This is a genomic window from Psychrobacter sp. TB55-MNA-CIBAN-0194 (genome assembly GCF_040309505.1).
Taxonomy (GTDB): domain Bacteria; phylum Pseudomonadota; class Gammaproteobacteria; order Pseudomonadales; family Moraxellaceae; genus Psychrobacter; species Psychrobacter fozii.
The window spans coordinates 53,142-79,790 of sequence record NZ_JBEOOW010000008.1 but is presented as its reverse complement, the minus strand read 5'-3'; the positions used below and the strand labels follow the sequence as shown (position 1 = coordinate 79,790).

24 protein-coding genes and 1 tRNA gene are annotated in these 26,649 nt (G+C 41.1%); 13 read left to right on the top strand and 12 right to left on the bottom strand.

What is annotated here, in order from left to right; all coding sequences use genetic code 11:
- Positions 1–86 precede the first annotated feature (86 nt).
- The 7 genes from atpA to AAEY75_RS10590 all read right to left on the bottom strand — a co-directional run bounded on the left by atpA (position 87) and on the right by AAEY75_RS10590 (position 6,332).
- Entirely contained in the window at positions 87–1,631 is a 1,545-nt protein-coding gene (gene atpA / locus AAEY75_RS10620) for a F0F1 ATP synthase subunit alpha (RefSeq protein ID WP_110923628.1), read from the bottom strand.
- A 93-nt stretch (positions 1,632–1,724) separates the two neighbouring features.
- Complete coding sequence (locus AAEY75_RS10615) at positions 1,725–2,348, bottom strand: F0F1 ATP synthase subunit delta (protein WP_110923629.1); 624 nt, start codon at positions 2,346–2,348, stop codon at positions 1,725–1,727.
- A 13-nt stretch (positions 2,349–2,361) separates the two neighbouring features.
- Positions 2,362–2,832 carry a F0F1 ATP synthase subunit B gene (locus AAEY75_RS10610; RefSeq protein ID WP_110923630.1) on the bottom strand — a complete coding sequence of 157 codons (471 nt, stop codon included), beginning with the start codon at positions 2,830–2,832 and terminating at the stop codon, positions 2,362–2,364.
- Between the two features lie 117 nt (positions 2,833–2,949).
- On the bottom strand, positions 2,950–3,198 hold the full coding sequence (atpE, locus tag AAEY75_RS10605) for a F0F1 ATP synthase subunit C (RefSeq protein WP_010197960.1): 249 nt from the start codon (positions 3,196–3,198) through the stop codon (positions 2,950–2,952).
- A 33-nt stretch (positions 3,199–3,231) separates the two neighbouring features.
- A complete protein-coding gene (atpB, locus tag AAEY75_RS10600) occupies positions 3,232–4,098 on the bottom strand; it encodes a F0F1 ATP synthase subunit A (protein ID WP_110923631.1) in 867 nt (288 codons plus the stop codon).
- A 685-nt stretch (positions 4,099–4,783) separates the two neighbouring features.
- Positions 4,784–5,182: an ATP synthase subunit I gene (locus AAEY75_RS10595; RefSeq protein WP_352259555.1), complete on the bottom strand. Its 399-nt coding sequence runs from the start codon at positions 5,180–5,182 to the stop codon at positions 4,784–4,786.
- A gap of 265 nt (positions 5,183–5,447) precedes the next feature.
- The gene (locus AAEY75_RS10590) at positions 5,448–6,332 is read right to left on the bottom strand and encodes a metal ABC transporter solute-binding protein, Zn/Mn family (RefSeq protein ID WP_352259554.1); all 885 of its coding nucleotides are present in this window, start codon (positions 6,330–6,332) and stop codon (positions 5,448–5,450) included.
- Between the two features lie 168 nt (positions 6,333–6,500).
- Between AAEY75_RS10590 and AAEY75_RS10585 the strand changes: the two genes are divergently transcribed.
- The 6 genes from AAEY75_RS10585 to gluQRS all read left to right on the top strand — a co-directional run bounded on the left by AAEY75_RS10585 (position 6,501) and on the right by gluQRS (position 12,282).
- Positions 6,501–7,064, top strand: coding sequence for a transcriptional repressor (locus AAEY75_RS10585; protein ID WP_197101981.1), 564 nt, complete (start codon positions 6,501–6,503; stop codon positions 7,062–7,064).
- A gap of 162 nt (positions 7,065–7,226) precedes the next feature.
- Positions 7,227–7,970 carry a metal ABC transporter ATP-binding protein gene (locus tag AAEY75_RS10580; RefSeq protein WP_201550369.1) on the top strand — a complete coding sequence of 248 codons (744 nt, stop codon included), beginning with the start codon at positions 7,227–7,229 and terminating at the stop codon, positions 7,968–7,970.
- A gap of 99 nt (positions 7,971–8,069) precedes the next feature.
- On the top strand, positions 8,070–8,888 hold the full coding sequence (locus AAEY75_RS10575; protein WP_201592340.1) for a metal ABC transporter permease: 819 nt from the start codon (positions 8,070–8,072) through the stop codon (positions 8,886–8,888).
- Between the two features lie 285 nt (positions 8,889–9,173).
- Entirely contained in the window at positions 9,174–10,022 is an 849-nt protein-coding gene (locus tag AAEY75_RS10570) for a metallophosphoesterase (RefSeq protein ID WP_352259553.1), read from the top strand.
- Positions 10,023–10,510: 488 nt separating this feature from the next.
- Positions 10,511–10,948, top strand: coding sequence for an RNA polymerase-binding protein DksA (dksA, locus tag AAEY75_RS10565; RefSeq protein WP_110923638.1), 438 nt, complete (start codon positions 10,511–10,513; stop codon positions 10,946–10,948).
- A 407-nt stretch (positions 10,949–11,355) separates the two neighbouring features.
- Positions 11,356–12,282, top strand: a complete 927-nt coding sequence (gluQRS, locus tag AAEY75_RS10560) for a tRNA glutamyl-Q(34) synthetase GluQRS (protein ID WP_110923639.1) — start codon at positions 11,356–11,358, stop codon at positions 12,280–12,282.
- Positions 12,283–12,404: 122 nt separating this feature from the next.
- Here gluQRS and ftsW read toward each other — a convergent pair whose 3' ends face one another.
- Positions 12,405–13,601, bottom strand: a complete 1,197-nt coding sequence (gene ftsW / locus AAEY75_RS10555; RefSeq protein ID WP_181416295.1) for a putative lipid II flippase FtsW — start codon at positions 13,599–13,601, stop codon at positions 12,405–12,407.
- A gap of 275 nt (positions 13,602–13,876) precedes the next feature.
- Positions 13,877–15,289 carry a UDP-N-acetylmuramoyl-L-alanine--D-glutamate ligase gene (gene murD, locus AAEY75_RS10550; RefSeq protein ID WP_352259552.1) on the bottom strand — a complete coding sequence of 471 codons (1,413 nt, stop codon included), beginning with the start codon at positions 15,287–15,289 and terminating at the stop codon, positions 13,877–13,879.
- Positions 15,290–15,950: 661 nt separating this feature from the next.
- Between murD and AAEY75_RS10545 the strand changes: the two genes are divergently transcribed.
- From AAEY75_RS10545 to AAEY75_RS10530, 4 genes are all read left to right on the top strand, one after another.
- Positions 15,951–17,450, top strand: coding sequence for a SulP family inorganic anion transporter (locus AAEY75_RS10545; protein ID WP_352259551.1), 1,500 nt, complete (start codon positions 15,951–15,953; stop codon positions 17,448–17,450).
- 171 nt (positions 17,451–17,621) lie between these two features.
- Positions 17,622–18,476 (top strand): universal stress protein, encoded by an 855-nt coding sequence (locus tag AAEY75_RS10540; protein ID WP_110923644.1) that lies wholly within the window; start codon positions 17,622–17,624, stop codon positions 18,474–18,476.
- A gap of 480 nt (positions 18,477–18,956) precedes the next feature.
- On the top strand, positions 18,957–19,295 hold the full coding sequence (locus AAEY75_RS10535; RefSeq protein ID WP_010197981.1) for a P-II family nitrogen regulator: 339 nt from the start codon (positions 18,957–18,959) through the stop codon (positions 19,293–19,295).
- 78 nt (positions 19,296–19,373) lie between these two features.
- Entirely contained in the window at positions 19,374–20,636 is a 1,263-nt protein-coding gene (locus AAEY75_RS10530; RefSeq protein WP_110923645.1) for an ammonium transporter AmtB, read from the top strand.
- 485 nt (positions 20,637–21,121) lie between these two features.
- On the opposite strand, the gene AAEY75_RS10525 is transcribed toward AAEY75_RS10530, so the two are convergent.
- The 3 genes from AAEY75_RS10525 to AAEY75_RS10515 form a co-directional block, all read right to left on the bottom strand.
- On the bottom strand, positions 21,122–21,505 hold the full coding sequence (locus AAEY75_RS10525) for a DUF2147 domain-containing protein (protein WP_110923646.1): 384 nt from the start codon (positions 21,503–21,505) through the stop codon (positions 21,122–21,124).
- A 259-nt stretch (positions 21,506–21,764) separates the two neighbouring features.
- Positions 21,765–22,028 carry a hypothetical protein gene (locus AAEY75_RS10520; protein ID WP_110923647.1) on the bottom strand — a complete coding sequence of 88 codons (264 nt, stop codon included), beginning with the start codon at positions 22,026–22,028 and terminating at the stop codon, positions 21,765–21,767.
- Positions 22,029–22,114: 86 nt separating this feature from the next.
- Entirely contained in the window at positions 22,115–22,936 is an 822-nt protein-coding gene (locus tag AAEY75_RS10515) for a DNA/RNA non-specific endonuclease (protein WP_227681475.1), read from the bottom strand.
- Between the two features lie 204 nt (positions 22,937–23,140).
- Here AAEY75_RS10515 and AAEY75_RS10510 point away from each other — a divergent pair.
- From AAEY75_RS10510 to AAEY75_RS10500, 3 genes are all read left to right on the top strand, one after another.
- A tRNA-Ser gene (locus AAEY75_RS10510) sits at positions 23,141–23,231 on the top strand.
- A gap of 396 nt (positions 23,232–23,627) precedes the next feature.
- Positions 23,628–24,791 (top strand): leucine-rich repeat domain-containing protein, encoded by a 1,164-nt coding sequence (locus tag AAEY75_RS10505; RefSeq protein WP_352259550.1) that lies wholly within the window; start codon positions 23,628–23,630, stop codon positions 24,789–24,791.
- Positions 24,792–24,922: 131 nt separating this feature from the next.
- Positions 24,923–25,636: a hypothetical protein gene (locus AAEY75_RS10500; protein WP_352259549.1), complete on the top strand. Its 714-nt coding sequence runs from the start codon at positions 24,923–24,925 to the stop codon at positions 25,634–25,636.
- Positions 25,637–26,649: the final 1,013 nt, after the last annotated feature.

Sequence of the window (26,649 nt, the reverse complement as noted above, 5' to 3'; positions counted from 1 at the left end):
CTATCTTGACAAAATCTGATCAGACAACGCGCCACTTTATCAGCTATCAAAGATAGCCATAACCAAATCCGGCTTAACCCGTTAAATTAATAACTGTGATTTTGTTTAAATGTCTCTAGAGCTGACTTTAAACGACCTGCGATATCATCGTTGTAGTTCGCAGTGTCATCAATCTCACGCATCAATTCACTCTGCTCATCATGCATATAGCGTAAGTAAGCTTCTTCGAAAGAACCAATTTTTTCAACAGGCACGTCAGATAAAAATCCTTCATTCGAAGCATAGATAACTGCTGCTTGCTCAGAGATAGACATTGGCTGGTACTGCTTCTGCTTCATAAGTTCAGTCACACGCTCACCATGATCAAGCTGTTCGCGAGTTGCGTCATCAAGATCTGAAGCAAACTGAGCAAATGCGGCCAGTTCACGATACTGAGCTAGTGCGGTACGGATACCACCAGACAGTTTCTTAATGATCTTAGTCTGTGCAGCACCACCAACACGAGATACCGAAATACCAGCGTTGACTGCTGGACGGAGACCTGATGCGAATAAACTAGACTCTAGGAAGATCTGACCATCAGTAATTGAGATTACGTTAGTCGGTACGAATGCAGAAACGTCACCAGCTTGGGTCTCAATGATTGGCAATGCAGTTAAAGAACCTGTTTTACCAACAACTTCACCATTAGTGAACTTCTCTACATAAGCAGCATTTACACGTGATGCACGCTCAAGTAAACGTGAGTGTAAATAGAATACGTCACCAGGATATGCTTCACGGCCTGGCGGACGACGTAGCAATAGTGAAATCTGACGATAAGCAACAGCTTGTTTTGATAAATCATCAAATACAATCAGTGCGTCTTCACCGCGATCACGGAAGTATTCACCCATCGTACAACCTGAGTACGGAGCGATATACTGTAGTGCTGCTGGCTCTGAAGCTGATGCAACCACAACCGTGGTATATTCTAATGCACCAGTTTGCTCAAGCTTACGTACGACGTTGGCGATGGTCGAACGTTTCTGACCGATAGCTACGTACACACACTTAATGCCAGATGATTTCTGTGCAATGATCGCATCGATAGCCATTGCGGTTTTACCCGTCTGACGGTCACCAATGATAAGCTCACGCTGACCACGACCGATTGGAATCATGGTATCAACGGCTTTATAACCAGTCATTACTGGCTGATCTACTGATTGACGGTCGATAACGCCTGGGGCGATCTTTTCGACTTTGTCAGTCATCTTGGCATCGATAGGACCTTTGCCATCGATAGGATTACCCAAAGCATCAACAACACGGCCTAGCAGCTCAGGACCTACGGGTACTTCAAGAATGCGACCAGTACAATAGGCTTTTTGACCTTCTTGTAACTTTAGGAAGTCACCTAGTACTACCGCACCAACAGAATCACGCTCTAAGTTAAGCGCCATTCCATAGACTTCACCTTCAAACTCAATCATTTCGCCGTACATGGCATCTTCAAGACCATGAATCTGCACGATACCGTCAGATACTTTGACAATCGTGCCTTCATTCTTTGCAGTTGCACCCGCATCAAGGTCTTGAATACGCTGCTTAATCAGGTTACTGATTTCCGCTGGATTCAATTGTTGCATTGCCTTGTTTCCTTTAATTTATGATAACCCGCCCACTGACTTAAATGCTCTTACTATCACGCAGATATTAAATGACTGCGTTGATGAATGGCATTAGGCAGTTAGCTGTGTTTTTAACTGTTGTAACTTGCCGCGCATCGAATCATCAATGATTTTGTCACCGACTTTGATCGTAGCACCTGCCAATAGACTTGGATCAACTGATTCGTGAATCACCACACTAGCATTTAGCGAAGCGGCGAGACGTGTTTGAATCATTTGACGTTGGTCATCCGTTAATGGATAAGCAGAAGTCACATATGCGTCAAGCTGCTTTAAGCTTACTGCCTTGTGATGACGATAATGCTCATAAACTTCAGGAAGCAGCGCCAGACGCTCTTGTTCTGCCAGCTGCTTAATAAAATTATTGAGCGCTGGTGATACTTTAGGATAGCTAATACTATTACCGTAGCGAGAACCTTTGTTCTCACCTAATAGCTGTTTAAAAGCAGAGTCGTTATCACCAGCCACTTGTGAGTCATAAAGATCAACCAAAGCAGCTGACTTATGCTCAGCCGTAACGGCTGGATTTTCTAGCCAAGTACGGAACGCTTTGTCATTGACAATTGCACCAGCGATAAACAAGAAATTTTCCCACTCGTCTACGGCCCCGTTTTCATTGGCATAGTCAAACGCGGCTCTAGCGTAGGGTCGTGCTAAGGTTGATAAGTCAGCCATTATATCCTCACAGTTACAGCTTCGCCGCCAGTTGGTCTAGCATACTGGCATGTTTTTGCACATCGACTTTGTCTTGCAAAATCTTTTCTGCACCAAGTACAGCCAGTTCAGCAACTTGAGCACGTAATGAGTCACGCGCCTGATTGATTTCTTGGTCGATAGACGCTTGCGCTTGTTGACGAATGCGCTCGCCTTCCACTTGGGCCTGCGTTTTTGCATCTTCGACAAGCTGGTTGGCACTCTTGTTCGCTTGCTCGATTAGAGCAGCAGCTTTAGTCTTTGCAAGAGTAAGCTCCTGCTGGACATCTTGCTCCGCGGTCGCCAGATCTGCTTTTGCTTTTTCTGCGGCATTCAGGCCTTCAGCAATTTTACGCTGACGCTCATTGATGGCACCAATAAGTGGTGGCCACACGAATTTCATGCAGAACATCACAAAGATTGCAAAAGCAATGGCTTGACCGATGAGGGTAGAATTGATATTCACGTGATCACCTCTTTGTTAATGAAAAATCAGTTTCATTGATCATATTTGATAGCCAAACTTTGGCTATGGTTAAGATACAAACTTTGACTACCAAACATTTACAACTGAGCTTTCTGATTAACCTGCTAGAGGGTTAGCGAATAACAATAGCATAGCAATACCAACACCGATCATCGGAATAGCATCAAGAAGACCTGCTACGATGAACATACGAGTTTGTAGCTGTGAGCCTAGTTCTGGCTGACGTGCTACGCCTTCTAGGAATTTACCACCTAGAATAGCAAAACCAATACCTGTGCCAAGTGCGCCAAGACCGATAAGTAGCGCTACTGCGATAACTGTGTAACCACCTAATACTGGATCCATTGATGTATCCTCATTTACCTATTGAATGTCTAATTAATGTTCAGTTGATGATGCGAGCGACATATAAACTATCGTCAGCATCATAAATACGAACGCTTGAAGTGTAATAACTAAGATGTGGAAGATAGCCCACGGTACCGATAACGCCCATTGAATCCAAAACGGCATTAGAGCAATCAGTATGAAAATCAATTCCCCAGCATACATGTTGCCGAATAGACGCAAACCAAGTGATACAGGTTTGGCTATTAGAGTAACTGCTTCTAGGATGAAGTTGATGGGAATCAAAATCGCTTGTACGATTGGGTTTTTGGCGCCAAACGGATGTAGTGTTAATTCACCGATAAAGCCGCCCAAACCTTTTTCTTTAATGCTATAAAAGATAATCAGTGCAAAGACAGAGAACGACATGCCAAGCGTGATGTTAGGATCAGTCGTTGGAACAATCTTAAAGAAAACATGATGTGGATCATGGCCCATTGCAGCACCAATTTGTCCCGCAATACCTGGAACGAAGTCGACAGGTATTAAATCCATCAAGTTCATCAAAAAGATCCAAACAAAGATGGTCAACGCCAATGGTGCAATCAGTTTTGATGTACCACTGTATGAATCACGAACGTTGTTATCAACAAACTCAACGATCAATTCAACTGCTGCCTGCATTTTACCTGGCACGCCTGAAGTGACTTTTTTGGCAACCATCCAAAAGATGGTACAAAATAGAATGCCCAGACCAATTGACCATAGCATAGAGTCAAGATGGATAGCTTTAAAGCCCATTAGCCCTGCTTCTTCAGCAGTATAGGCAACTTTCCAACCTTCGCCCGGCAGATAGCCGTACGTCCAATTCGTTAAGTGGTGAGAGATATATTCTGATGATGTTTGCTCGGATGCCATAATGTAAGCTTCTTATTAATCAACGATTTAATCAACTACCAAAAATATGGTTGTCATCTGATGAGGTTTAGTGTTTTATTTGATGTGCTTATAAGCAAGCAAATAATTCATGCTAACGCGCTCATGTAATCAATAACATCCAACCCATAGTTCTATTACTAGTGCGCAACTCGATAGCCACAAATAAATTTTAGCTATCAAAAAAGGGCTTATGATGAATCAGTAATAGCCCTTGCATGTGTACAAAAAATTATTATATATGTGCTCGCCTACTGTCGTGTTTCACGACTGGCGCCTTATACAAGGTTTGTAAGCAAAATATTTAGCTGCCTATATTAATGCAGCGTTGTATTCGTGTAAAGTCAATTGTTACTTTTTTATCCGTTGTATGAATAAGTTAGCTACGCTTAACGTTTACCAATATAGCTTTACGGCTGTAATTTAATTGTAATAATTTAATTACAAATGATAACGATAGCGAAACTTGCCCTACCCTATCACCGCATTCTTAAATGCTACATTCATTTAGAACACTTATACCACAGTTTTTATAGTCACTAGCGCTGTCATAAGACAGATTTTTATGTTTTGACTTTTTAAAACTAGTCATAGAGAAGTTGGACGGCAGGGTGGCTTGCATAGCGTTATTAATCACAAAACCATATAAATAGTTATATGATTAACCCTAGCGTATATGCCACAACATCCAACTGTGACTAATTTGCATTACCATAAAACCGATAAACAGCGCAGGCGCAGATAGGGGTTGTACGGTAATAAAAATTAGTGCGAAACCTGACACGGCTAATAGCCATTTGGCCATCTGCCCTCGATATAGCTGGCTAACAATATGTTGGCGTGCGCGATATCCAGTATGCCAAAAGATAAAAAAAGCAAATACGGCTTGAGTAGTAAAACTTAGCAACGCACCGATTGCGGCACTTTTCGTTACAGTAAGCTCACTATCTAACCAAATAGCATCTAGAATCCAAACAACAATAATCAGGATAAACAATATCCATGCTTGGCGTTTGATATAGATACCAATCTTATCTTTCTGCGTGCGTTTGGCAGGCTTGGTCATCGGTATTCCTATAGCCCTACAATATTGGGATAATCTAGTATCCTTTTGACACTTTTATCCGTGAATCGCTCACTCTACAGGTAATGCCTTTCAACCAAAATTAAACGCCACTTATTATAAGGAGCATGTGAGTTTTAAGCAAGCATAATATGAAATTTGTCAACTATTTAGCGTGAAAACACGCCTCAAACTAGGTCACACTTCATTTCAAAGCACTTAGTTTGAGGCATGGTAACATTTATTTGAAGAATACTTCGATTTATTCCTATTTACCATCCACACAATTGTTAACTTGCTGTGCCATATTCGTCCACCCTTTTACAAAGTCTTGACTGTCGCTCATGTCTTCGATTTGTACAGAAGTACTGATTGGCTGTAATTTAGCAAGCAGTCCTTTAGAGACGACGCCTTGATTAACCATGCACATTTGCTTAACAGGACGGTTCTCATTTAACCAACGCAATTGACTGGCTTTTGGAGAGATATGGTGATCTGGACTTAAGCTACCTGCTAGCTCGATATGCGCAGCTTTTTCAATATATTGATAGGCATCATGGTAAGCCCAATAAGGACGGTTTTTCTGTGAAGCTTGTTGTATAGTGGCAACTGCTGTATCCATACGAGCAGCGAATTTTTTAACATTGGCTTGATAATTGCTTGCGTACTCTGGGTTAGCACGGCTATGTATCACGGCCAATGCACGAGTAATGGCTTTGGCATTTTCAGGATCTAGCCAGATATGCGGATCAAGCGTGCCTGCAATCGGCACACCTTTCACATCACGAAGTGGATAGCGGTTGAAGGCTTTAAAGTCAAACATAGCAATGGCATTAGGGGCTGTCTCTAAACTGCCAGTCAGGCTGTTTTCTAATGAAGGTCCAAACCAAACGACGAACTTACTGTCTTTAATCGCTTTAATATCGCTTGGACTGACACTTCCATGATGCCCTACATCACCTGGTTGTAGAATTCTATTGGCGGATGGTGTTCCTTCAGTCACCGCTTCACTGAGTAAAAACATCGGATAGTTGCTCACACTAACGGTTGCTGCTTGAGCATTTAGCGTTAAAAATCCTAGTAGTGCTCCAGAAACTAGCAGACGTTTTATCTTGATGATTGGACGTAGTAACTGATTGAAAGCTGAGTTCATAGTAGGTGTCTTTGGTATATGAGTGATGGTATTGAGATATCATGTTTAATCAAGAGTGACGATACAGTAGATAACATAAGACAGCTTATCTTCTTTTCGTTTTATTATGTTATACTATAACAATAAAAAATATAATAAAACAGCCATTTATTTTTAGGAGTCTGCACCATGTCTATCCACTCATCAGATTGTGAACATCTACATGATGCGCAAGACTTTACGCCGCATGATGTTGTCGAGCGCTTAACCGAAGCAAAAGAGCGATGCCGTTTAAATGGATCGCGCTTTACATCTTTACGTCAGCAAATATATCAGTTGGTATTAGAAGCCAATAAGCCCATCGGTGCCTATGACCTAATCACTCTATTACAGAATATGCGCCTGTCAGATTCTCAGAGCAGTGATGATAATAAAGAGGCTGACTCAAAAAAGTCCTCATCAAAAAAACAAACCAACAAAAACGTCGCCCCACCAACGGTCTATCGCAGCTTGGAGTTTTTATTGAGCGAAGGTTTGATTCATCAATTAACGTCTATCAATGCTTATGTTCCTTGCTGTCACCCAAGAGCGCAGCATACGGCGGCTTTTTTAATCTGTGGTCAGTGCCAGCGGGTACAAGAATGCAGCAGCTTGCCAGTACGAGAGATGATGAGCTTTGCTGAGCAAGATGTTGGGTTTGTTGTGGAGAATAGTGTTATTGAACTTAGTGGTCGATGCCAAGCTTGCCAATAATCTATCAGTCTTGCTTTCACTATTTTTAGTACTTTTTTATTGGTTTTTAATAGCAATATTCTGATTATTCCTATCTTTTACTTATCCATTCGTTGTCATATTATGAGCCCATCTACTTCAATATCTAATCAGCCGCTCTCCTCTACTGCTGATAACCGTCCTATGAAAGATACCAACCAGCTGCTGAGCTTAAGCAATATCAGCTACCATGTTGGACAGCAACGTATCCTTTCAAATATCGATATTGACATTGCGGTCAATGAGACGGTAAGTCTGGTGGGACCTAACGGTGCTGGCAAATCAACGTTGGTTAAACTTATTTTAGGTTTGATCGATCCAACTAAGGGCAATATCACAGCGCATCAGCCACTACAACTTGGCTATGTGCCGCAGCGATTTACCGTACCGCCTATATTGCCCTTGCGAGTCAGTGACCTACTGGGTCAAGCAAATAAAAAGCGTCTAACCGACGAGCAGCGCCAGTTCATATTTGATAATTTAGCATTGACGCATTTGCTATCACGGCAGATGCTGCATTTGTCAGGTGGCGAAACACAGCGCGTCTTATTAGCCCGAGCCTTATTGGATAAACCCAATCTATTGATTTTGGATGAACCCATGCAAGGGCTTGACCCTGATACTGAGGTTTGGCTCTATCAGTTCATTGACAAGCTACCAGATTTCTTACATTGTGCCATGTTAGTGATATCGCATGATTTGCATTGGGTAATGAGAGGTAGTCGACGTGTTATTTGCCTCAATAAACATATCTGCTGCGAGGGGCAACCAAGCGAGCTGGCCATTAGCACCGAATTTAAAAAGCTATTTGGTCATTATTATGAGCAACCTTATGTGCATCAGCCACATGCTTGCCAGCATCACGCACCAAACGAGCTCGAACCATAATCATCAAAACCAAATATATGATGGCTGTATCTAGCCAGATATTTTTGATATTTACTGATACTGTCTCATGCCTTTATAAAAATTTTACGGATATTCATTATGACCACTTGGTTAGCCATTATTGCTCCTGCTTGGATTGCTGGCAGTATTTTAGCACTACTATCAGCACCATTAGGGTGTTTGGTATTGTGGCGCCGTATGGCCTTTTTTGCTGATGCTCTGGCACATGGCACTTTACTTGGTGTGGCCTTAGCTGCTTGGTGGCAACTGCCGATGGGCATTGGTGTTTTGTTAGTCAGCATTGCGGTAGTGTTAGGACTGGTATTAATTGATGATGAACGCCTACCAGCGGATGCCGTATTGGCAGTGGTGGCTGTCTCATTGTTATGTTTAGGATTATTGACCTTAACCCAGCTGACAGATCAGCAAGCCAATGTATTAGGTTTTTTATTTGGTAATTTATTGGAGCTAGATTGGGCTGATTTACCTCTACTTGCGGGTAGCGTGCTGGTGGGTTTGGGCTTACTGCGCTATATATGGCCAGCACAAATTAAGCTTGCGACTCATGAAGCATTGGCACGTATTCAAGGTATCAACCCGACACGCCAACGATTATTTTTTATGGGGATATTGGCAGGCTTCTGTGCTGTTGCGCTACAGGCAGTCGGCAGCTTACTAATTAGTGGATTGTTGGTATTGCCAGCACTAACCGCACGATTATGGGTGACATCACCAAAACAAATGGTCATTATATCTTTAGTTATTGCTCAGTTAGGTGTTACTTTAGGAGTTTGGGGCAGCATTTGGCTAGATATTCAGACTGGACTATCTATTGTATTGATATTGGCCATTTTGTTTTTTTTGGCACTGATTTTATCAAAGGTGATAACCTCAAAATTTTGGGTGGCGCGTCATTAGCAGACTATAAAACACCGCATAAAAGAGATCTTGCTTAATTATTCAACTTTATTTGATTAATATTGCTAGAGCTTTGTTTTACTTTATGTTATAAACTTGCCTCGACACTATTGGTATCATTAATAATAGAAAGCTGCCTATAATAGCTATTGAAAATATAGTGTGGTAACTGCGATTAAATATCATATATGATGAAAAAAGTAGTGAAAACAGATAATAGAGACTCGTTTACTTATGGTCATGTTGACAGCGTCAATTGCTCTGCTTTAATAAGGGACTGACCCAATGCCAAGCAATACTATCAGTAGCATCAGTACGCTAGATGAGCAAGTTAATATCTTACAAGTCACCGATTTACACTTATTGACACCTAGCGCTTTTATTACAGATAACGATAATATTGACAGTGATGAAGCTGCCATTTATCAGCATAGCTTTGAGAAGGTGCTTCAACAAGCATTGAATGAAGATATTCGCTGTGATCTCATTCTCGTGACAGGTGACTTGGTCAATAAAATCATACCTACGATTTATGACCATATCTTTAAGGTATTACAAGCGACCAACATTCCTTTTGCTTGTATTGCTGGTAATCATGACGTCACTGATGAAGTTGGCTGCCATTTGCCGTTTTTGCAGCGCACATTGGTTGCTCAGCCTGCTGACCCTCGTTTATTGAGCCAACATATTATTGAAACTGAGTATTGGCAGTTACTGCTGCTAGATTCCTCCATTAGTGGTGAGGTAGCAGGCGAAATAACACCTGCCGACATGAGCTGGTTATGTGAAAGACTCAGTGCTTGTAACAAGCCTACGCTAATCGCCCTACACCATCATGTTATACCGGTAGGCTCTGCTTGGATTGATGCTCACATGGTAGAAAATAGCGAAGATTTTTGGCAGCATATGCTAGCTTTTGAGCATCTAAAAGTAATCATTAGTGGACATATTCACCAAGACCAAGTTCGCTATCGTCAAGGCGTTTCTGTCTATACAACACCCTCAACCTGCTATCAGTTCATGCCCAACGAAGATGACTTTGCTTACGATGAAGACGCTCGACCTGGTTACCGTTGGTTGCAATTAGCCAACAATGGAACGGTTGCAAGCTGGGTTGAAAGACTGGATACTTGATGGCCATAATTACTGGCTCAAAGATAATTTTAACCCTTATATATTAAGCATTTAGCTAACATTAACCACCTTAATATAAAATGGATATCGAAGTAAAATAGCCACCAGTATAAAAAATCACTTCATTATTATTAGAAACAATGATACAACTTATAAAATGAAGACTGCCTAACACCTACCATTAGGTACAATCATAATGGCTAGGATGACTAAGTCGACCATAATTGAGGTTTTAACCGTCAGTGGTTTGCAGTATTTTTTAAACAAGACTATTTAAATAAAGATAAGCGTAACCATATATTTGACCATCGCTATGTTGATGTCAGCATAGCAAGATAGCCATACTATTAGATCAGCTGTGTTACTTGTGTTACCAAGTGGTAAAACGTTTTATAAATGGAAAGCATTATAGCGTTCGTAAAATTAATAACGTCTTATCTGTTGATACGTCGTTTTATTGAATTAATTTGAAAAAGTAGGATACCCATATGAGCACCGTGACCACGAATCCGAGTGAAGTGAAGTTTACTCCTTATGTGCCAGCCAAAGACGAAGAATATATGTCTGATGCTCAGTTAGAGCATTTTAAAGCGATTTTATTGGACTGGAAAAACCAACTGATTGGCGAAGCAGATCGTACCAAGACTTATATTCAAGATGAGTCAAGTGCCATGCCAGATATCAATGATCGCGCGACTCAAGAAGAAGAGTTTGCGTTGGCTTTGCGTACGCGTGACCGTGAACGTAAACTCATTCGCAAAATCGATAAATCTATGTCAGAAATCGAAAATGATGACTATGGTTTCTGTGAGACTTGTGGTGTAGAGATTGGTTTGCGTCGCCTTGAAGCACGCCCAACAGCGACTCAGTGTATCGACTGTAAAACGCTATCTGAAATCAAAGAACGTCAGAACCAAGGCGCTTAGATAAGATAGCTTCAATCAAGCATAAGAAGACCATATTTAAGTACGAGCGACCATATTATTGGTCGCTCGTTGCGTTTTAGGCTATCGTTTCTTTACTGAATAACCTTTAATCAATCTATAAATATAGCCGCTGACGATAATAGCCCCTAACGATAAGCATTAAAAAACCAATTTTATTTTTTAGAAGTCATGTAGTCGGTTCAATATAATTTGGATACAAGGAAGCCGAGTGAAAGTACTACAAATTGTAGGCTGAGCGAGGCTGACACCGTATCCAATTTATAGAGGATTGACTATACTCCTAACAAATTATCTCATTTAATAAATATCTTTTTGGACCCAACTTTATTATTCTATCTGAATAACGCTATCATCGATAACCACCTATTTAAAAAATCAAGACTCCTATGCCTACTCCTTCTCAGCCTATCGGCCGTTTCGCACCTTCACCCACTGGTGAATTACACCTTGGCTCTTTAACGACAGCACTTGCCAGCTTCTGCCATATAAAATCACTGGGTGGTCAATGGTTACTACGCATTGAAGATACCGATATTGAGCGCTGCGATCAACAGTTCACTGAGCAAATCTTGATTGATCTAGAAGCGCTTGGCTTACACTGGGACGGCGATATCATTTATCAATCTGAGCGTATTGATATCTATAATGATTACTTAAACTCTGCTTTGCATTCGCTCACTTATGGCTGCCAATGCTCACGTAAAGGTTTAGAGCAATATTGGGCAAAAGAAGAACAGAGCCAAATTCATAATGAAAACCAGCCAAATAGAAAGCGTTATCCACGCTGCTGTGTCGCCGCTGACCTTGATAGACAGCAGCATAAACTACGCATACAGCTACCAGACTATAAAATTGGCTTCAATGATGGTATTCAAGGAATGCAATGGGATAACCCTCAGCAGACATTAGGTGATATGGTGGCTCGTCGCCAAGATGGCATGATCAATTATATTTTGGCTGCGAGTCTCGATGATGGCTTACAACAAGTTACCCACATCATGCGTGGCTTGGATATATTACCCATGACCACAGCCCAAATTAGCATCATGAATGCTGCTCACTTACCCGCTATCGACCACTGGTATCACTTGCCGTTGATATGCAATCCTGATGGACAAAAACTCTCCAAACAAAACCTTGCACAACCCATCGATACACGCAATACAAGTCAGTTAATCGCTCATGCACTAAAACTATTACAACAACCCGTCGTAGACAGGGATACCCCTGAAAACATGCTCAAGCAAGCCATTGCGCAGTGGGACAACACGCCTCTGCAGAACCAACAACAATTAAACCTGCCTAACTTATAAGAAATGATACTCAAACAAGATGATACTCAAACAAGAGGCAACAAAAAGCGCCACTCATTAGCGACGCTTTTTTAAAGGAAACCAAGCACTAGTTATTAAGCACCATGCATAATAATAAACTGCTAATAATAACGACACTGGCTTTTTTCGATCTCAGGGCTTTCTTTATAAATTTTCAGCAATAGCGCAACCATCACTAGGCTAATCAACATAGATGAGCCACCATAACTAAAGAATGGCATGGTCAAACCTTTGGTCGGAATCGCGCCCATATTCATCGCTGCATTAATAATCGTCTGTGCGATAAATACCACGCCAATACCAAAGGCCGTATAACTCATACGCATCTGCCGACGTTTTAACGCGTTATAACTGATACGCATCGCACTACCGATAATCAGTGCTTCGAGCACCAACACCATAGTGACCCCAACAAAACCTAACTCTTCACCCGTAATTGCTAGTAAAAAATCCGTGTGTGCCTCTGGCAAATGCGATAATTTTTGTACGCTCTCACCATAGCCAACACCCGTAAACTGCCCACGACCAAAAGCAATCAAACTACGTGCTAACTGGTAATCGGTGTCTTGCACATCATCGAACGGATCCATGAACGACATCACACGTACCAATCGATACTGCGCTGTCGTGACCATCAATACTGCGCCACCAACAGCAGCCGCAGCCAATGCTAAGAAGTGCTTATAAGGCGCACCAGCGATATAAAATATCGCAAAGATGGTGCCCAAAATCACGACAAAAGAACCAAAATCTGGCTGCGATAACAACAGCATAGTAATGAGCGCGACCACTAGCATAATTCGCAAAAAGCCATCTAAACCATTACGAACTTCGAAAGACCGGCGTACCACAAAGTCAGATACAAAGACAATCATAACTAGCTTGGCAAGCTCTGCTACCTGAAAGTTAAAAACTCCCAAATTCAACCAGCGCTTAGAGCCATTAATAGGCGTACTAAACAAGGTTGCTACTAATAGCACGCCCGTAATACCGAGTAGCATAAATTGGGTTTCGGTCTTATATAGTGTTCGTAAGGACACGCTATAATAAGGAATAGACGCGATAACCAGTCCAATCGTCATATACAGCAGTTGGTTGTTAAAAAAGTACAGCTCTGTCATACCGCGACTGAGCGCAAAAGGAATAGACGCAGAAGCGACCATTAGTAAACTGAGCACCAGCATGCAGCCGACGCTCGATATCAAAACAGCACGTGCTGACGGCATAGAAAGAATACCATCAGAGCCAGCGGCTTGTTTTGGTTGGGACGAGGAACGAAAAAACGAAGGGAGCGCCATAATTTTATATACACTAACGAACGAAAAACACGGCGTCTATGAAACGCCACCGTTTAAAAAATATGAAGAAGATAATACCAAACAGATCACTTGTCTGGTTATGATTGACAGTAGCAGCAATCTATAAGCAAAACAATCATTTATACAGAAAATGCTTTCTGAGAATAAACACCAACTAAATAACGTTTTATTATTCAATATTGTTGTTTATTCTCAGAACAACTAATTATCAAGCCAGTTAGGTATCAAGACAAATAGCCTTTATGCTAATTTCATTACACACATTCAAGTTGGCTGACCAGTTGACTAAAATGCTCACCGCGAGCAGCGTAGCCACTATATTGATCAAAACTGGCACAAGCAGGAGACAGTAGCACCGCTTGTACTTGCGATAGGCTACTTGATGTCACCTGTTGAATCGTAGCAAAAGCTTTCTCTAGCGTTTGACACTGATGTAATGCCACATCAGTATTAATCTTCGCTGCACGCAGATGTTGTTCAATCAGCTGAGCATCTTCACCGATAAATAGCACTTGGCTAACGTATTGATTAATGAATGGCGTCAGCTCGCCAAATGCTTGGCCTTTACCTTGTCCACCCAAAATCAATAATAACTTGCCGTCTTTTGGCGCATAGACCGCACCTAGCCCTTCGATTGCGGCCATGGTTGAGCCAATATTAGTACCTTTGGAATCATTAAAATAATCAATATCGGCAGCATGAGCGACATATTCACAACGATGCTCAAGTCCAGTGAAGTGCTGTAACGTATCTAGCATACTATGAAGTGGTAAACCAGCAAGCTCACCTAAGGCTAAGGCTGCCTGTGCATTGAGCAAATTATGACGACCTTTAATCAACAGTTTGTCTGCCGACAGTAGCAATTCTGTACCACGAGCAAGATAAATCTGACCTTCAGGATCAATGATAAGACCATACTGGCCTTTATCAGGAGCATGAATACCTGTGCTTACTCTGGTTAAATTATCAGCGACTAACGGGCGCGTCAGTGCGTCTTCACGATTAATAACGATGGACTTAGCACCCTGAAAAATACGGTGCTTGGCTTGATGGTAACCCAACATATCGCCATGACGGTCTAAGTGGTCAGGCGACATATTGAGAACTGTTGCTACCTGCGCACCCAAATTGGTGACGGTCTCTAGCTGAAAACTAGATAACTCCAACACAGCCAATGCCATTTCAGGATTATCAAGTAGCGTCAACGCTGGCACGCCAATATTGCCACCGACACCCACATTGATACCAGCATCGGCGGCCATTTGACCGACCAACGTGGTCACGGTACTTTTAGCATTAGAGCCTGTAATAGCCACGATCGGCACCGTACAAGCTTCACAGAATAGCTGAATATCACTGACCACTGGAATGTGAGCTTGGCGTGCAGCAGCAACGGCTTCGGTAGCCAAAGAGATACCAGGGCTGATAATGATACGTGCTGCTTGCTGCAAGAGTTCGGCATCAATTGCACCGAACTGACGGATATCAACTTCAGCTGGTAATTGATCCGCTAATGTAGGTGCTTCTTGTGCATCAGTGACTGCCACCTGATAGCCTTGCTTGGCCAGATAGCGCGCAACGGATAGACCAGATTGCCCCAAGCCGACCACGACTTGTAGACCACTGCCTTTATGAAGTAAGGCATCTGTTGCAGTGTTGGTGGTCATATATATTCCTTCTATTTTACGAGCAAAATGGCATCAAGCAGACCTAATCTATAAAGAGTCCAAATAATGCCTTCAAGATGAGAAGCATCATAACGGTATCGTTCAGATTTCGGTACTGGTTTTTTATGACTTTATGCTATTATGCGCCTGTTTTTATATTAAGTGGCTAGTGCTATAATAGTCGCCCTAAGCTATGAATGGTTGGGTATTCCCCCAAGCATTTTAGTTTAGCATGTTGCCACAGTTAACGCGCTATTCGCGTTCGATTGTCACTTATCTTTAACAGAGATTGGTGTTGCGGTCATGCTCTATCAAGCGACAATGTTTGTTTGACAGATTATTTACCACCCTCTACCGCACAAAGTCATTACGGACTCTATTCATTATTTTAGGTGCTATTTTACGCAACCTATTTTAAACAATATTTTTTAGGTAATCTCACTGAATTTATCATCGTATTAGTGATTGGTGAGCGTATTAGTGATACCAATCATAAATCAGTAGACATACTTATTATCGACCTTTAATAATTCAATGCCACCACATGATGCAATGCGTGTCGTGGTAAAAGAAAGATGGATAGCTACTTTTGTAGCGACGCGATCATTTTATTAATGAGTAATGATTACTTTTTTTGCCTCTAACCCTATGCAGTTTACTTATGACATCTTTTATTGATAACTTACGTGACGAGTGGTTTTCCAACGTTCGCGGTGACGTCTTATCAGGTTTGGTCGTCGCACTGGCACTGATTCCTGAAGCTATTGCTTTTTCTATTATCGCGGGTGTTGACCCAAAAGTCGGCTTATATGCCTCATTTTGTATCGCTGTCGTGATTAGTTTCGTTGGTGGCCGTCCGGGTATGATTTCGGCGGCCACAGGAGCCATGGCACTAGTGATGGTCGACTTAGTCGCCGATCATGGTTTGCAATATTTACTGGCTGCTACCTTATTATGTGGCGGTATTCAGGTTGTGATGGGCTTATTAAAGCTTGGCAATTTGATGCGCTTTGTCTCTCGCTCAGTGGTCATTGGCTTCGTCAATGCACTGGCTATATTGATATTTGCGGCTCAGATTCCCGAGCTTAATCCCATGACTGAACGTGTTGGCATGACGGTTTATATCATGACGGCAGCGGGCTTGGGGATTATTTACCTGTTTCCGCTTATCCCTAAGATTGGGCGTGTGATTCCTTCGCCACTTATTTGTATTGTTGGCTTGACGGCTGTCGCGATGTACATGAATCTCGATATTCGTAACGTCGGCAGCATGGGTGATTTGCCAGATTCATTGCCAATGTTTTTATTGCCTGACATTCCATTGAATCTCCAAACCCTACTAATTATTGCCCCTTACTCTATCGCGTTGGCCGTTGTCGGTTTATTAGAATCTATGATGACCGCTACTATCGTTGATGAATTGACTGATACGCCAAGTGATAAAAATAAAGAGTGCCGTGGTCAAGGTATTGCCAACGTTGTGTCAGGTTTCTTTGGTGGCATGGCAGGCTGTGCGATGATTGGTCAGTCAATGATTAACGTCAAATCTGGCGGACGTACGCGTCTGTCTACCTTAATGGCAGGCGTTGTCCTACTCATCATGGTTGTATTCTTAAGTGAATGGGTCAGCCAAATTCCAATGGCAGCGTTGGTCGCTGTGATGATTATGGTTTCTATTGGGACGTTTAATTGGCAGTCAATCCGCGAGTTTAAAACGCATCCAATGTCATTTAACATTGTCATGCTAGCGACTGTTTTGACGACGGTATTCACTCACAACTTAGCGTATGGTGTGGGCGTGGGCGTTCTACTATCTGCCCTAGCATTTGCCAATAAAATTGGTCAGTTCTTAACCATCTTTAGTGAGTATGATGATAGCAGCAACACCCGCTATTATTATGTGCAAGGACAAGTATTCTTCGCATCTACCACACAATTTTTAGCTAGCTTTGATACCAAAGAAGCACTAGACAGCATTGAAATCGATGTTAGCCAGGCACACTTCTGGGATGTCAGTGCCGTAGATACTTTGGACAAGCTGGTCATGCGCTTGCAACGTGAAGGTATTGATGTCAAAGTGGTTGGACTCAACAATGCAAGTCGAACACTGATTGATCGCTTCTCTGTCCATGATCGCCGAGATATTGGCCTATTGGATTAAGCAGAGTACGTCTGCATGGTAAATGCTGGTGTTGCTTGATAGCATCTAAATAAACAATTGAATAAATAGTTTAATACACAGCTGCAGTGGTTGAGAGAATTGGGTATCAGCATTACCATCCAACTCTTAAACCAAGCAGCTGTATTTTCATTAGAATGATGTGGTGGTCTTATGAGTAATTTAAAACCAGATAGCGTAATCGCCTGCTTGGACTGCCCTGATCATGTGCAAGCCGTATTAGAGGCGAGCATGTGGGCCTCGACTCGCCTACAAGCGCCTATCGGACTGTTGCACTCTGTGCCGAGCTTACAACAAAAAGCAGCGGTGAATTATTCTGGCTGTTTGAACATCGATGATGAAAACATGCTGCTCGAGCAATTCACAACCAAAGAGCATTTGAGTAACTGTGAGCTAAAGTCTCAAGGCAAGCTATTGCTACATCAAGCCACAACCTATTGTGAGCAGCAGCGCAAAAAGCTGAAGACATATACCTTGCATCGGCACGAAAACCTCAATGAGAGTATCGATTATGTTGACGATAAAGCACAACTTATCATCATAGGCCATAATGTTACCTGCAAAGCAACACTGAGCCAGCTGGTTAGAGTCAGTCACTGCCCCATTTTGGTGACTCATGCACCATTTTTGCCCCCTACTACTGCGTTATTTGCATTCGATAACAGTCCAACGTCGCATAAATTGCTTAATTGGCTCTGTAAAACATCGCTTGTGCGTGCATTGACTGTGCATATTGTGATGATCGGCAAAGACAACTCAGAAAACTGTGATGCCCTACGTGAAGCTTATGCACGTCTCAAACAAGCAGGTATTAAATCTAAAAAAGCATTGCTAGACTGCCGCGATGTCACTGCTGCTCTACATTATTATCAGAATGAAAATGACATCGGTCTACTGATGACAGGAGCCTTTGGTCAATCTCGTATCCGCACATTGTTACAAGGTAGCGATACCAAAAAGCTCCTAGGCAGTACTAAAACACCTTATCTGCTATTCCCTAAAGCGTAGGCTCAAAATAGCCTGTAGCCCACTACATGACTATTATTATCTTGTTAGATGCAGAGCATGAGTACTAATATCAGGCTCTGCCGCCCAGCTTTGCTATATATCAATACACTCTCTAATACTTCTCTCCATCTAGCGCTCAATGCATTTCCACACATTAAATCAATTTAGCAAATCATCACATGAAATACATGGATAGCCTCCCCAAGCACCTAAAAAGTTGGTTATAATAAAGTTTTCGTTGATTCAACGCTAAAGGTTTATACAGGCCATTTATACCCATAATGACAGTGCTTACCGTGGTAGCATAGTCATTACTCTTTGCCCTGAACGTGAGTTTTTTGAGCACAAAGTTCCAATCTTACCTATCCCCCTTGAGTAAATTGGCACAGTTCTTGAATAACTTATGATAAGCAAGGCAGAGATACGATGTACCACAATGCCTCTATCAATCTGCAGCATCACACAAATAAGGAATATTTTATGAAGCTAATCACTGCGATCTTAAAACCGTTTAAGCTCGATGATGTACGTGAAGCGCTTTCTGACATCGGTGTTAAAGGTGTCACCGTTACTGAAGTTAAAGGTTTCGGTCGCCAAAAAGGTCATACCGAACTTTATCGTGGCGCAGAATACGTGGTGGACTTTTTACCTAAAGTAAAAGTTGAAGTGGCTGTTATCGATGAGATGGTCGAACCTGCTATCGAAGCAATCACTCGCATTGCGAGCACTGGCAAGATTGGAGACGGCAAAATCTTCGTCACCGCTCTTGAACAAGTCATTCGTATCCGTACAGGCGAGACGGGTCCTGACGCTATCTAAAGCATATGACCAACCTATAAACTAAAATTATAGATCACACCGATAAGCTGTATTGCATCAATTCAAGGGGGAATTAATATGCAAAATCAAATCTTCGAGCTCCAGTACGCACTTGATACGTTTTATTTTTTGATATGTGGGGCGCTAGTCATGTGGATGGCAGCGGGCTTCACTATGTTAGAAGCTGGCCTAGTTCGTTCAAAAAACACCGTTGAGATTTTAACCAAAAACATCGCACTTTTTGCGACCGCTTGTACTATGTACATGATTTGCGGTTACGCCATTATGTATGGCGGTGATTTGTTTTTGAGTGGTATCGCAGGTGGTGACACACTAGTAGAAGAGGCTTTGACAGCATCAGCTGAAAACGGCTTTGACGGTGACTCTGTCTACTCTGCCGCGTCTGACTTTTTCTTCCAAGTAGTATTTGTTGCAACCTGTATGTCTATCGTCTCAGGGGCTGTGGCTGAGCGCATGAAGCTTTGGTCATTCTTACTGTTTGCCGTGGTGATGACTGGTGTCATTTATCCACTAGAAGGCAGCTGGACGTGGGGCGGCAATGATGTATTTGGCATGTTCAACTTAGGTGATATGGGCTTCTCTGATTTTGCAGGTTCTGGTATCGTTCATATGGCGGGTGCTGCGGCTGCATTGGCAGGTGTACTACTGTTAGGGGCACGTAAAGGTAAGTATGGCCCTAATGGCGAGATACGTGCCATTCCAGGTGCCAATCTACCACTAGCAGCACTGGGTACACTCATATTATGGATGGGTTGGTTCGGCTTCAACGGTGGTTCAGTACTAAAGCTTGGCGATATCGCCAGTGCCAACTCAGTTGCGATGGTCTTTTTGAATACCAATGCAGCAGCAGCAGGCGGTGCAATTGGTGCTCTAATAATAGCACGCATCATCTTTGGCAAAGCTGACTTAACAATGCTCTTAAATGGTGCACTTGCAGGGCTAGTCGCTATCACGGCAGAACCCTCTACTCCATCTGCATTACAAGCCACACTATTTGGTTTAATCGCTGGCGTTATCGTTGTGCTATCTATCTTAGCATTAGATAAAATAAAAATAGATGATCCAGTCGGTGCTATTTCAGTTCATGGCGTAGTCGGTCTATTCGGTCTACTTATTGTACCAATTACCAATCCAGCGGCATCATTCGTCGGTCAGATTGCTGGTGCAGCTACCATCTTTGTTTGGGTATTCGTTGCTAGCTTAATCGCTTGGGCAATTATCAAGGCAGTTATTGGCCTACGTCTCTCTGAAGAAGATGAGTATGAAGGTGCAGATATAGCAGAATGTGGTATGGAAGCTTATCCAGAGTTCGTGAGATAAATACTTTGAAACCATACTAAAATATAAGCACTAAAAATCCCGCGATACTTTTTGGTAAAGCGGGATTTTTTTGATCAAAATTAGGGTGTGTCCTCATTTCAAAAATGATGGTAAAAATGAGATAAGTTGCAGTCAAACAAGGAAAATAGTGCAGGTAATATCGAGATATTAGTTAACTATTTGACGCTGTTTGGTAAGATTTAGCCATTTTTAACCCATTTAGATTACCATCGATTGAATTGAGGACATGCCCTAGTATCGTTTTGGCAATTATCAAAGTAGTTATTAGCCTACGTCTCTCTGAAGAAGATAAGTACGAAGGTGCAGATATAGCAGAATGTGGTATGAAAGATTATCCAGATTTTGTAAGATAAATACTTTGAAACCATACTAAACTATAGGCATTAAAAATCCCGCAATGCCTTTCGGTAATGCGGGATTTTTTTGATCAAAATTAATATTGATAAAAGAACAACTATATTAGATTATTTCTTTTTCCATGTTTGACTGCGTGAGAATGGGCCAATATAGCCTTTTAGGTTCAGGGTACTGCCATTTAAGCTAGCTGTCATACGATAATCTTTACCTTTCTCAGGATCCGTAATCGTACCACCACTATATTTACCACCACCATCAGCTTTTAGACCTTTAATGACTTTCATACCAACATGCTTTTTACCTGTTGCTGAGTTGGTAGCGATAAGTGTCCCTGTTAGCACACCATTTGACTCAGTAATTTTCACTGTGCCTTTTGGTTTACCTTCATCAAAGGTCTGCCAAGTTGTATTGGCGAGTGGATCAGCGGCAAACGCCATAGTGGCTAGACTGATACCTGCAACTGCTAAAGCGGTTTTTGTAAATAATTTCATAAATTGACTCCCTTCATACAATGATTACTCGAAACATTATGTTTCTGATATTCCATGCTTATCCGTTGCTAGAATACTTTATTACAAGCTTGACGATCTCATACTAATTGAAAGCCGATTACTACCATTGCTTATCAGCCTCTTCAAAGCTTTGAGTGATATAAGCAATGTCTTAATTCATTATAAGCAATTTTTGGACTTTGCCTAGTAGTTTTTTTACACTTTATTATTTCTGTAAAAACGAAACTATATCAAAGAGTTATAGAAATGGATTATCTATATCTTTGCCCAATTGGTCATCATTTTCTTTTGACTTACTGTCATTCTTGCTATAAGTATCATTAACTTCGAAAGCTTGTATGATTTTAGCGGTCAGTGCATGTAGCTGCTGGGCTTGCTCATATCCAGACGCGTCTAAAGTCAGATCAAGATCACCATAAATGATAATTTTGTCTTCTTGATTTTCAATTACAAGTTCACCTATCTGCATACTTTGATGATTATTAGCAAAGGGTTCAATCATTTGGTCATCCATCCTATTAATAGCATCTTACATTATTTCTTAGTATCACTCGCTTTCGGTCATTGTCTACATTCACATATAAACCTCTATGCTTGCAACTGACCCAACAGCCACTCAATAATCGCCCAAACAAATAGCATCCAAGTAGGCTCTTCTGTTGGCTCATCAGCAGGTAAATCAGAACTTTCACCCGCTTTCAGTGGCAAATCGAATGCTTGTTTTTTGGTCTGAGAGTCCAGCATGGGTAAGACATCGATACCGATTTCGGTAGCCAACTCATCAATACTGATAATTTCTATACGCTCCGACTCATCGTTTGGTGCGTAGTAAACCCCTGCTTGATTAGTCGCTGGGATATAAACAGCTTTGAAGAAATGACTGGGTACAAGCACACGATCAGCGAGCTGCTTGGTTTTTTTATTCGTAAATGAAACCCCTGTAATCGTATAGACTTCGCCATACTGCTGCGTCAGATATCGAGTCGCTGATTCAATATTACGCCAAATATAACGATTATTACGAGGTGACTGTGGGGCAATATTGGCCAAACTAAAGCTATCATATTGTTGGCTGCGATTGGCCATATCAGCATTGGGTGCTAAATGTCCACGATCATAGCCAGACTTTGAGTAGTCAGATAATGAAGCGCGTGCGGATTCTGGCAATTTGCTTTCTTCATGAAAACTGTCTTCACGATCAATCTCTTTGGCTTGCTGTAAGCGCTTGCGATCTAGATGCTCTGCCGACCACAGTGGTGTGCGTGATACACCTGAATACATAACGGCAAAGCCGTCCATGCATAACTCTTGTGTCTTATTGCTTAGTTTGTCATTGGTAAATTCGGGGTAAACACCACCATAAAAAGACTCACTACACTGAGTAAAATCATCAGCATTTGCTGAAGTCATGCTTATGGCAACCGTCGCAATGGTCATTATTATGCTATTTTTGAGAGTATATTTGAGCCTACCAACACTTATCATTTAACTTTCAACCATCTATGCTTGTTATTACGGATACGCTATCCTAGCAGGCGTCTACAAATAAAGAAAGATAAGGTGTAATTGGTGACATTTTAAATGGTATCCGCTATACTGAGCCAGTCAAAAAACGGTGAAGTGGGTGAGTGGCTGAAACCGCACGCCTGGAAAGTGTGTATGCGTTAATAGCGTATCGAGGGTTCGAATCCCTCCTTCACCGCCAATCTTATTCTGCTTAATCAAAGCATCAGTTTCCACATCTTGTTCTACCCTTTCCTAAATACTCATCAAATTCTTTACTAGTAAGACTTTCAGTCTCTACTTATTATCTTCTTCTGTCCGAAATACTCCCGTTCAACTTACTTTATTTCTTCACTCTTTTTGCTTATTTCGAAGTAATACAAGCCATAAATAGATATTTACTGTCAAACCCATATAAAAACTGCTGATACTTTAGCTAAACCGCTTTGGGCATTATTCCTAAACCCCAGTAGAACGCTTATTGAATGAATAAATGCGTATTTTGTTGATTCCTATCAATTAGCTTGCCACTAACGATAAATGATATGATTTAATCAAAATAAAGCCTTAACGTGCTCTAGCAATATTGGGAAAGACGATGTCTCAAAATGGTAATGATACCGATCAAATAATAGTCAACCTTCAAGCGCTCACAGCATTTGGTAAAAACTATGATGAGCTTAACCTAATCATAACTGAGCATAAAGCTAGTCAATTAGCACTTGATGATACTTGGATACAGAAAATTTGGTGTTGGGCAGATAGTTTTGACATTAATGATGATGCTATACCGCGTGATAAAAAAGCTTTGCTAGCATTAAAAAGTATCGTTTTGGAAGCTCAAGGTTTTACTGAACTACCAGAGAGTCTCGGGCAGCTTAGTTATATAGATACGCTTGAACTAAATTATAACCACCTTGAGGCGTTACCTGAAAGCATTGTACAACTACAAAACTTACTTCAACTTGGTCTTAATGGCAATAGTCTTAAAGCACTACCTGAAAGTATCGGACAGCTTAGTAACTTAACTCAACTTGGTCTCACTGGCAACAATCTCAAAGAACTGCCTGAAAGTATTGGACAGCTTAGCAACTTAGCTCAACTGACGCTTGGTAGTAATATTCTTAATGAATTACCTGAGAGCATCGGACAGCTTCATAATTTGACTTATCTTTCACTTTTTGACAATAATCTCAGTTCTTTACCTACTAGCATTGGACAGCTTAATAACTTAACTTGTTTCTTTCTTGCTAATAACCATTTGAGCGCATTACCTAAGAGTATTTGTCAGCTTAGCAACTTAGAAACACTAACGCTTAGTGGCAATAAACTCAGTACATTACCCGAAAGCTTTGGTGAGCTTAACAAGCTAACTCAACTGACTCTCAGTGATAACAATCTTAATGAATTACCTATTAGCATTGGACAGCTTGATCGTTTAGAGATACTAAATCTTGATAACAATAACCTCAGCAAGCTACCTGAAAGTATCGGACAGCTTGGTAACTTGACTAAACTGATGCTTAGTGGCAATAAGCTCAGCGAATTACCCATAAGCATCGGACAACTTAGGCGTTTGGAGATACTTGATCTTTCCGATAACGGTTTGAGTGTACTGCCTGAGAGTATCGGACATTTGAGCCAGTTAAAAACTCTATACCTTAAAGGCAATAGAATTAAACAACTTCCGGAAAGTATTAAGCATAATAGCGACTTGTGTATTTATGACGATAGCGGCTTATTAAGTAAGGATCTCTACTAAATAAATCGCATTTTCTAAACTGATTAAAGGTACAAACCAAAGTCACATTTAAAGATTGATACCTGTGGTCAAATCCGTACAAACCACCCATACTTATCACACTTATTTAAATAGAATAAAGGAATTAAACCATGAAAACACTAGGATTGTGTATTGCAGCAGGACTGGGATTAAGCGCTTGTGCTAGTGGCATAAGTGGTGGGACGACGGTTAATAATCAAAATAATGATACTGATAAAATTGTCACGCAATACCCCGTTGAGACTGCTATGCTCAACATCTATACCAAACAACGGAGTGAAAAACTGGTTGCTATTGTAGGCAATCAAAGTGCCTCAGCAGACATTCAAATCACGCCTAAGGGCAGCATTCAATTCAATAATAAAGCGGTGCAAGGTGCCGAAGTAAATACCATCAATAAAGTGAATAATCGAATCACTGATCAGTCAGTCGCTATCAATTACTTTACCCTGAATCCATTAGTGTTTCATGGCTTTACAGATAGCACAGGCAAATATTCACTATCGAACCAAACAACTATCATTCCTAAGATGGCTACCGTCGGCGACTCAAGTAAGTTAATGACTGAAACCGTCTATGCTGACAGCAGTATGCATAAAAAAATAGGGTCGTACGAACAAGACTGGTCTCTTGCGCGAGACACCAATAATACGGCATGGCTCTGTATAGAAAACTCAAAAAACTTATTACTGAGCTCTGATCCTATAGGCACTTCATCAGAATGCTACAAGATTAATGCCAAAGGCGATATCTTAGCAAGCAAGGTGACATTAAGGCAGCCATCTACAAATGGGACTAAGACAGTGACGTTTGTTAGTCAGTAGTTTATGCAAATATCGTTGAATGTAGATTCCTCACTGGATACTCATACAAATAACGAGTTTTTTTCTAACGTATGACCTATCTTTAGGTTATAGAGCAAACCAATATTAAAGCTATTTGCTGCTATCTATCAATAGCAGCAAATAGCTTCATCAATTTTAAAATCGCATGGTCGTCTTAGATCATTTTAAGCTATCGTTTGAGACACTTTACTTCTTTAAGAGCGGTAACAATCTTAGGAAGATACTGTTCTGTGCCAATTATCGACAAGATTTTCATCATTTTATTTGTCTACCAGTTAAATAACATTTACATCGCTATTCCTATCTGCGAGCCGTTGCGCTCAAATTAGCATTGTTGACTACTATATTTTTGACGGCTTCTACTTTGAACTCCGAACTATAACTGTACGTCTCATTAGCCATGACACCCTCATCATCACATCATTATTTAACCAAGCTTATCACTACCACTTCTTCAGCATAACGTCATCTTACTTTTCAGAGTAAACCGCTAGGACCCTCTAATGACTATTAAGATTTAATAGTTGATATTTATTTACATGTCTGTTAGATTTTAACTTGATACATAATGTATCGTTTTATTTATATTCGTAGATGGGTAGCAGATAATGACTTGATGCTCTCACATAACCTCATCTATGAAAATTGTATTAGTCCTATTTGGTTCATGCTAAGGATAGCTATTATGAACAATCACTCCCTAGGTTCGCTCTTACAAGCTAAAAATATTCAAGTATCGATCAATCAAATAGCATTAGCTTTCGCTACAAGGCCATAGCTATAAGTATTTGTTGCTCTGAATACTCTTGGATAGAGAGAACAAGTCAGGTTGCATTCAATATCTTAAATATATTAAGCATTAATCGCAATATTCTATCTGCAAAATGCTTAGATATCAGTACCTCTCCCTTGACACTATGACATAAGGTAATTTTATTCATTTGTCATTCATGACGATATTTCACTATCTAAATAGCAACTACTGAGAAGAC

Bases quoted from the DNA above. Each gene is read 5' to 3' on its own strand.
- atpA (WP_110923628.1), bottom strand. From the start codon at position 1,631: ATGCAACAATTGAATCCAGCGGAAATCAGTAACCTGATTAAGCAGCGT.
- AAEY75_RS10615 (WP_110923629.1), bottom strand. From the start codon at position 2,348: ATGGCTGACTTATCAACCTTAGCACGACCCTACGCTAGAGCCGCGTTT.
- atpE (WP_010197960.1), bottom strand. From the start codon at position 3,198: ATGGATCCAGTATTAGGTGGTTACACAGTTATCGCAGTAGCGCTACTT.
- atpB (WP_110923631.1), bottom strand. From the start codon at position 4,098: ATGGCATCCGAGCAAACATCATCAGAATATATCTCTCACCACTTAACG.
- AAEY75_RS10595 (WP_352259555.1), bottom strand. From the start codon at position 5,182: ATGACCAAGCCTGCCAAACGCACGCAGAAAGATAAGATTGGTATCTAT.
- AAEY75_RS10590 (WP_352259554.1), bottom strand. From the start codon at position 6,332: ATGAACTCAGCTTTCAATCAGTTACTACGTCCAATCATCAAGATAAAA.
- AAEY75_RS10585 (WP_197101981.1), top strand. From the start codon at position 6,501: ATGTCTATCCACTCATCAGATTGTGAACATCTACATGATGCGCAAGAC.
- AAEY75_RS10580 (WP_201550369.1), top strand. From the start codon at position 7,227: ATGAAAGATACCAACCAGCTGCTGAGCTTAAGCAATATCAGCTACCAT.
- AAEY75_RS10575 (WP_201592340.1), top strand. From the start codon at position 8,070: ATGACCACTTGGTTAGCCATTATTGCTCCTGCTTGGATTGCTGGCAGT.
- AAEY75_RS10570 (WP_352259553.1), top strand. From the start codon at position 9,174: ATGCCAAGCAATACTATCAGTAGCATCAGTACGCTAGATGAGCAAGTT.
- dksA (WP_110923638.1), top strand. From the start codon at position 10,511: ATGAGCACCGTGACCACGAATCCGAGTGAAGTGAAGTTTACTCCTTAT.
- gluQRS (WP_110923639.1), top strand. From the start codon at position 11,356: ATGCCTACTCCTTCTCAGCCTATCGGCCGTTTCGCACCTTCACCCACT.
- ftsW (WP_181416295.1), bottom strand. From the start codon at position 13,601: ATGGCGCTCCCTTCGTTTTTTCGTTCCTCGTCCCAACCAAAACAAGCC.
- murD (WP_352259552.1), bottom strand. From the start codon at position 15,289: ATGACCACCAACACTGCAACAGATGCCTTACTTCATAAAGGCAGTGGT.
- AAEY75_RS10545 (WP_352259551.1), top strand. From the start codon at position 15,951: ATGACATCTTTTATTGATAACTTACGTGACGAGTGGTTTTCCAACGTT.
- AAEY75_RS10540 (WP_110923644.1), top strand. From the start codon at position 17,622: ATGAGTAATTTAAAACCAGATAGCGTAATCGCCTGCTTGGACTGCCCT.
- AAEY75_RS10535 (WP_010197981.1), top strand. From the start codon at position 18,957: ATGAAGCTAATCACTGCGATCTTAAAACCGTTTAAGCTCGATGATGTA.
- AAEY75_RS10530 (WP_110923645.1), top strand. From the start codon at position 19,374: ATGCAAAATCAAATCTTCGAGCTCCAGTACGCACTTGATACGTTTTAT.
- AAEY75_RS10525 (WP_110923646.1), bottom strand. From the start codon at position 21,505: ATGAAATTATTTACAAAAACCGCTTTAGCAGTTGCAGGTATCAGTCTA.
- AAEY75_RS10520 (WP_110923647.1), bottom strand. From the start codon at position 22,028: ATGATTGAACCCTTTGCTAATAATCATCAAAGTATGCAGATAGGTGAA.
- AAEY75_RS10515 (WP_227681475.1), bottom strand. From the start codon at position 22,936: ATGACTTCAGCAAATGCTGATGATTTTACTCAGTGTAGTGAGTCTTTT.
- AAEY75_RS10505 (WP_352259550.1), top strand. From the start codon at position 23,628: ATGTCTCAAAATGGTAATGATACCGATCAAATAATAGTCAACCTTCAA.
- AAEY75_RS10500 (WP_352259549.1), top strand. From the start codon at position 24,923: ATGAAAACACTAGGATTGTGTATTGCAGCAGGACTGGGATTAAGCGCT.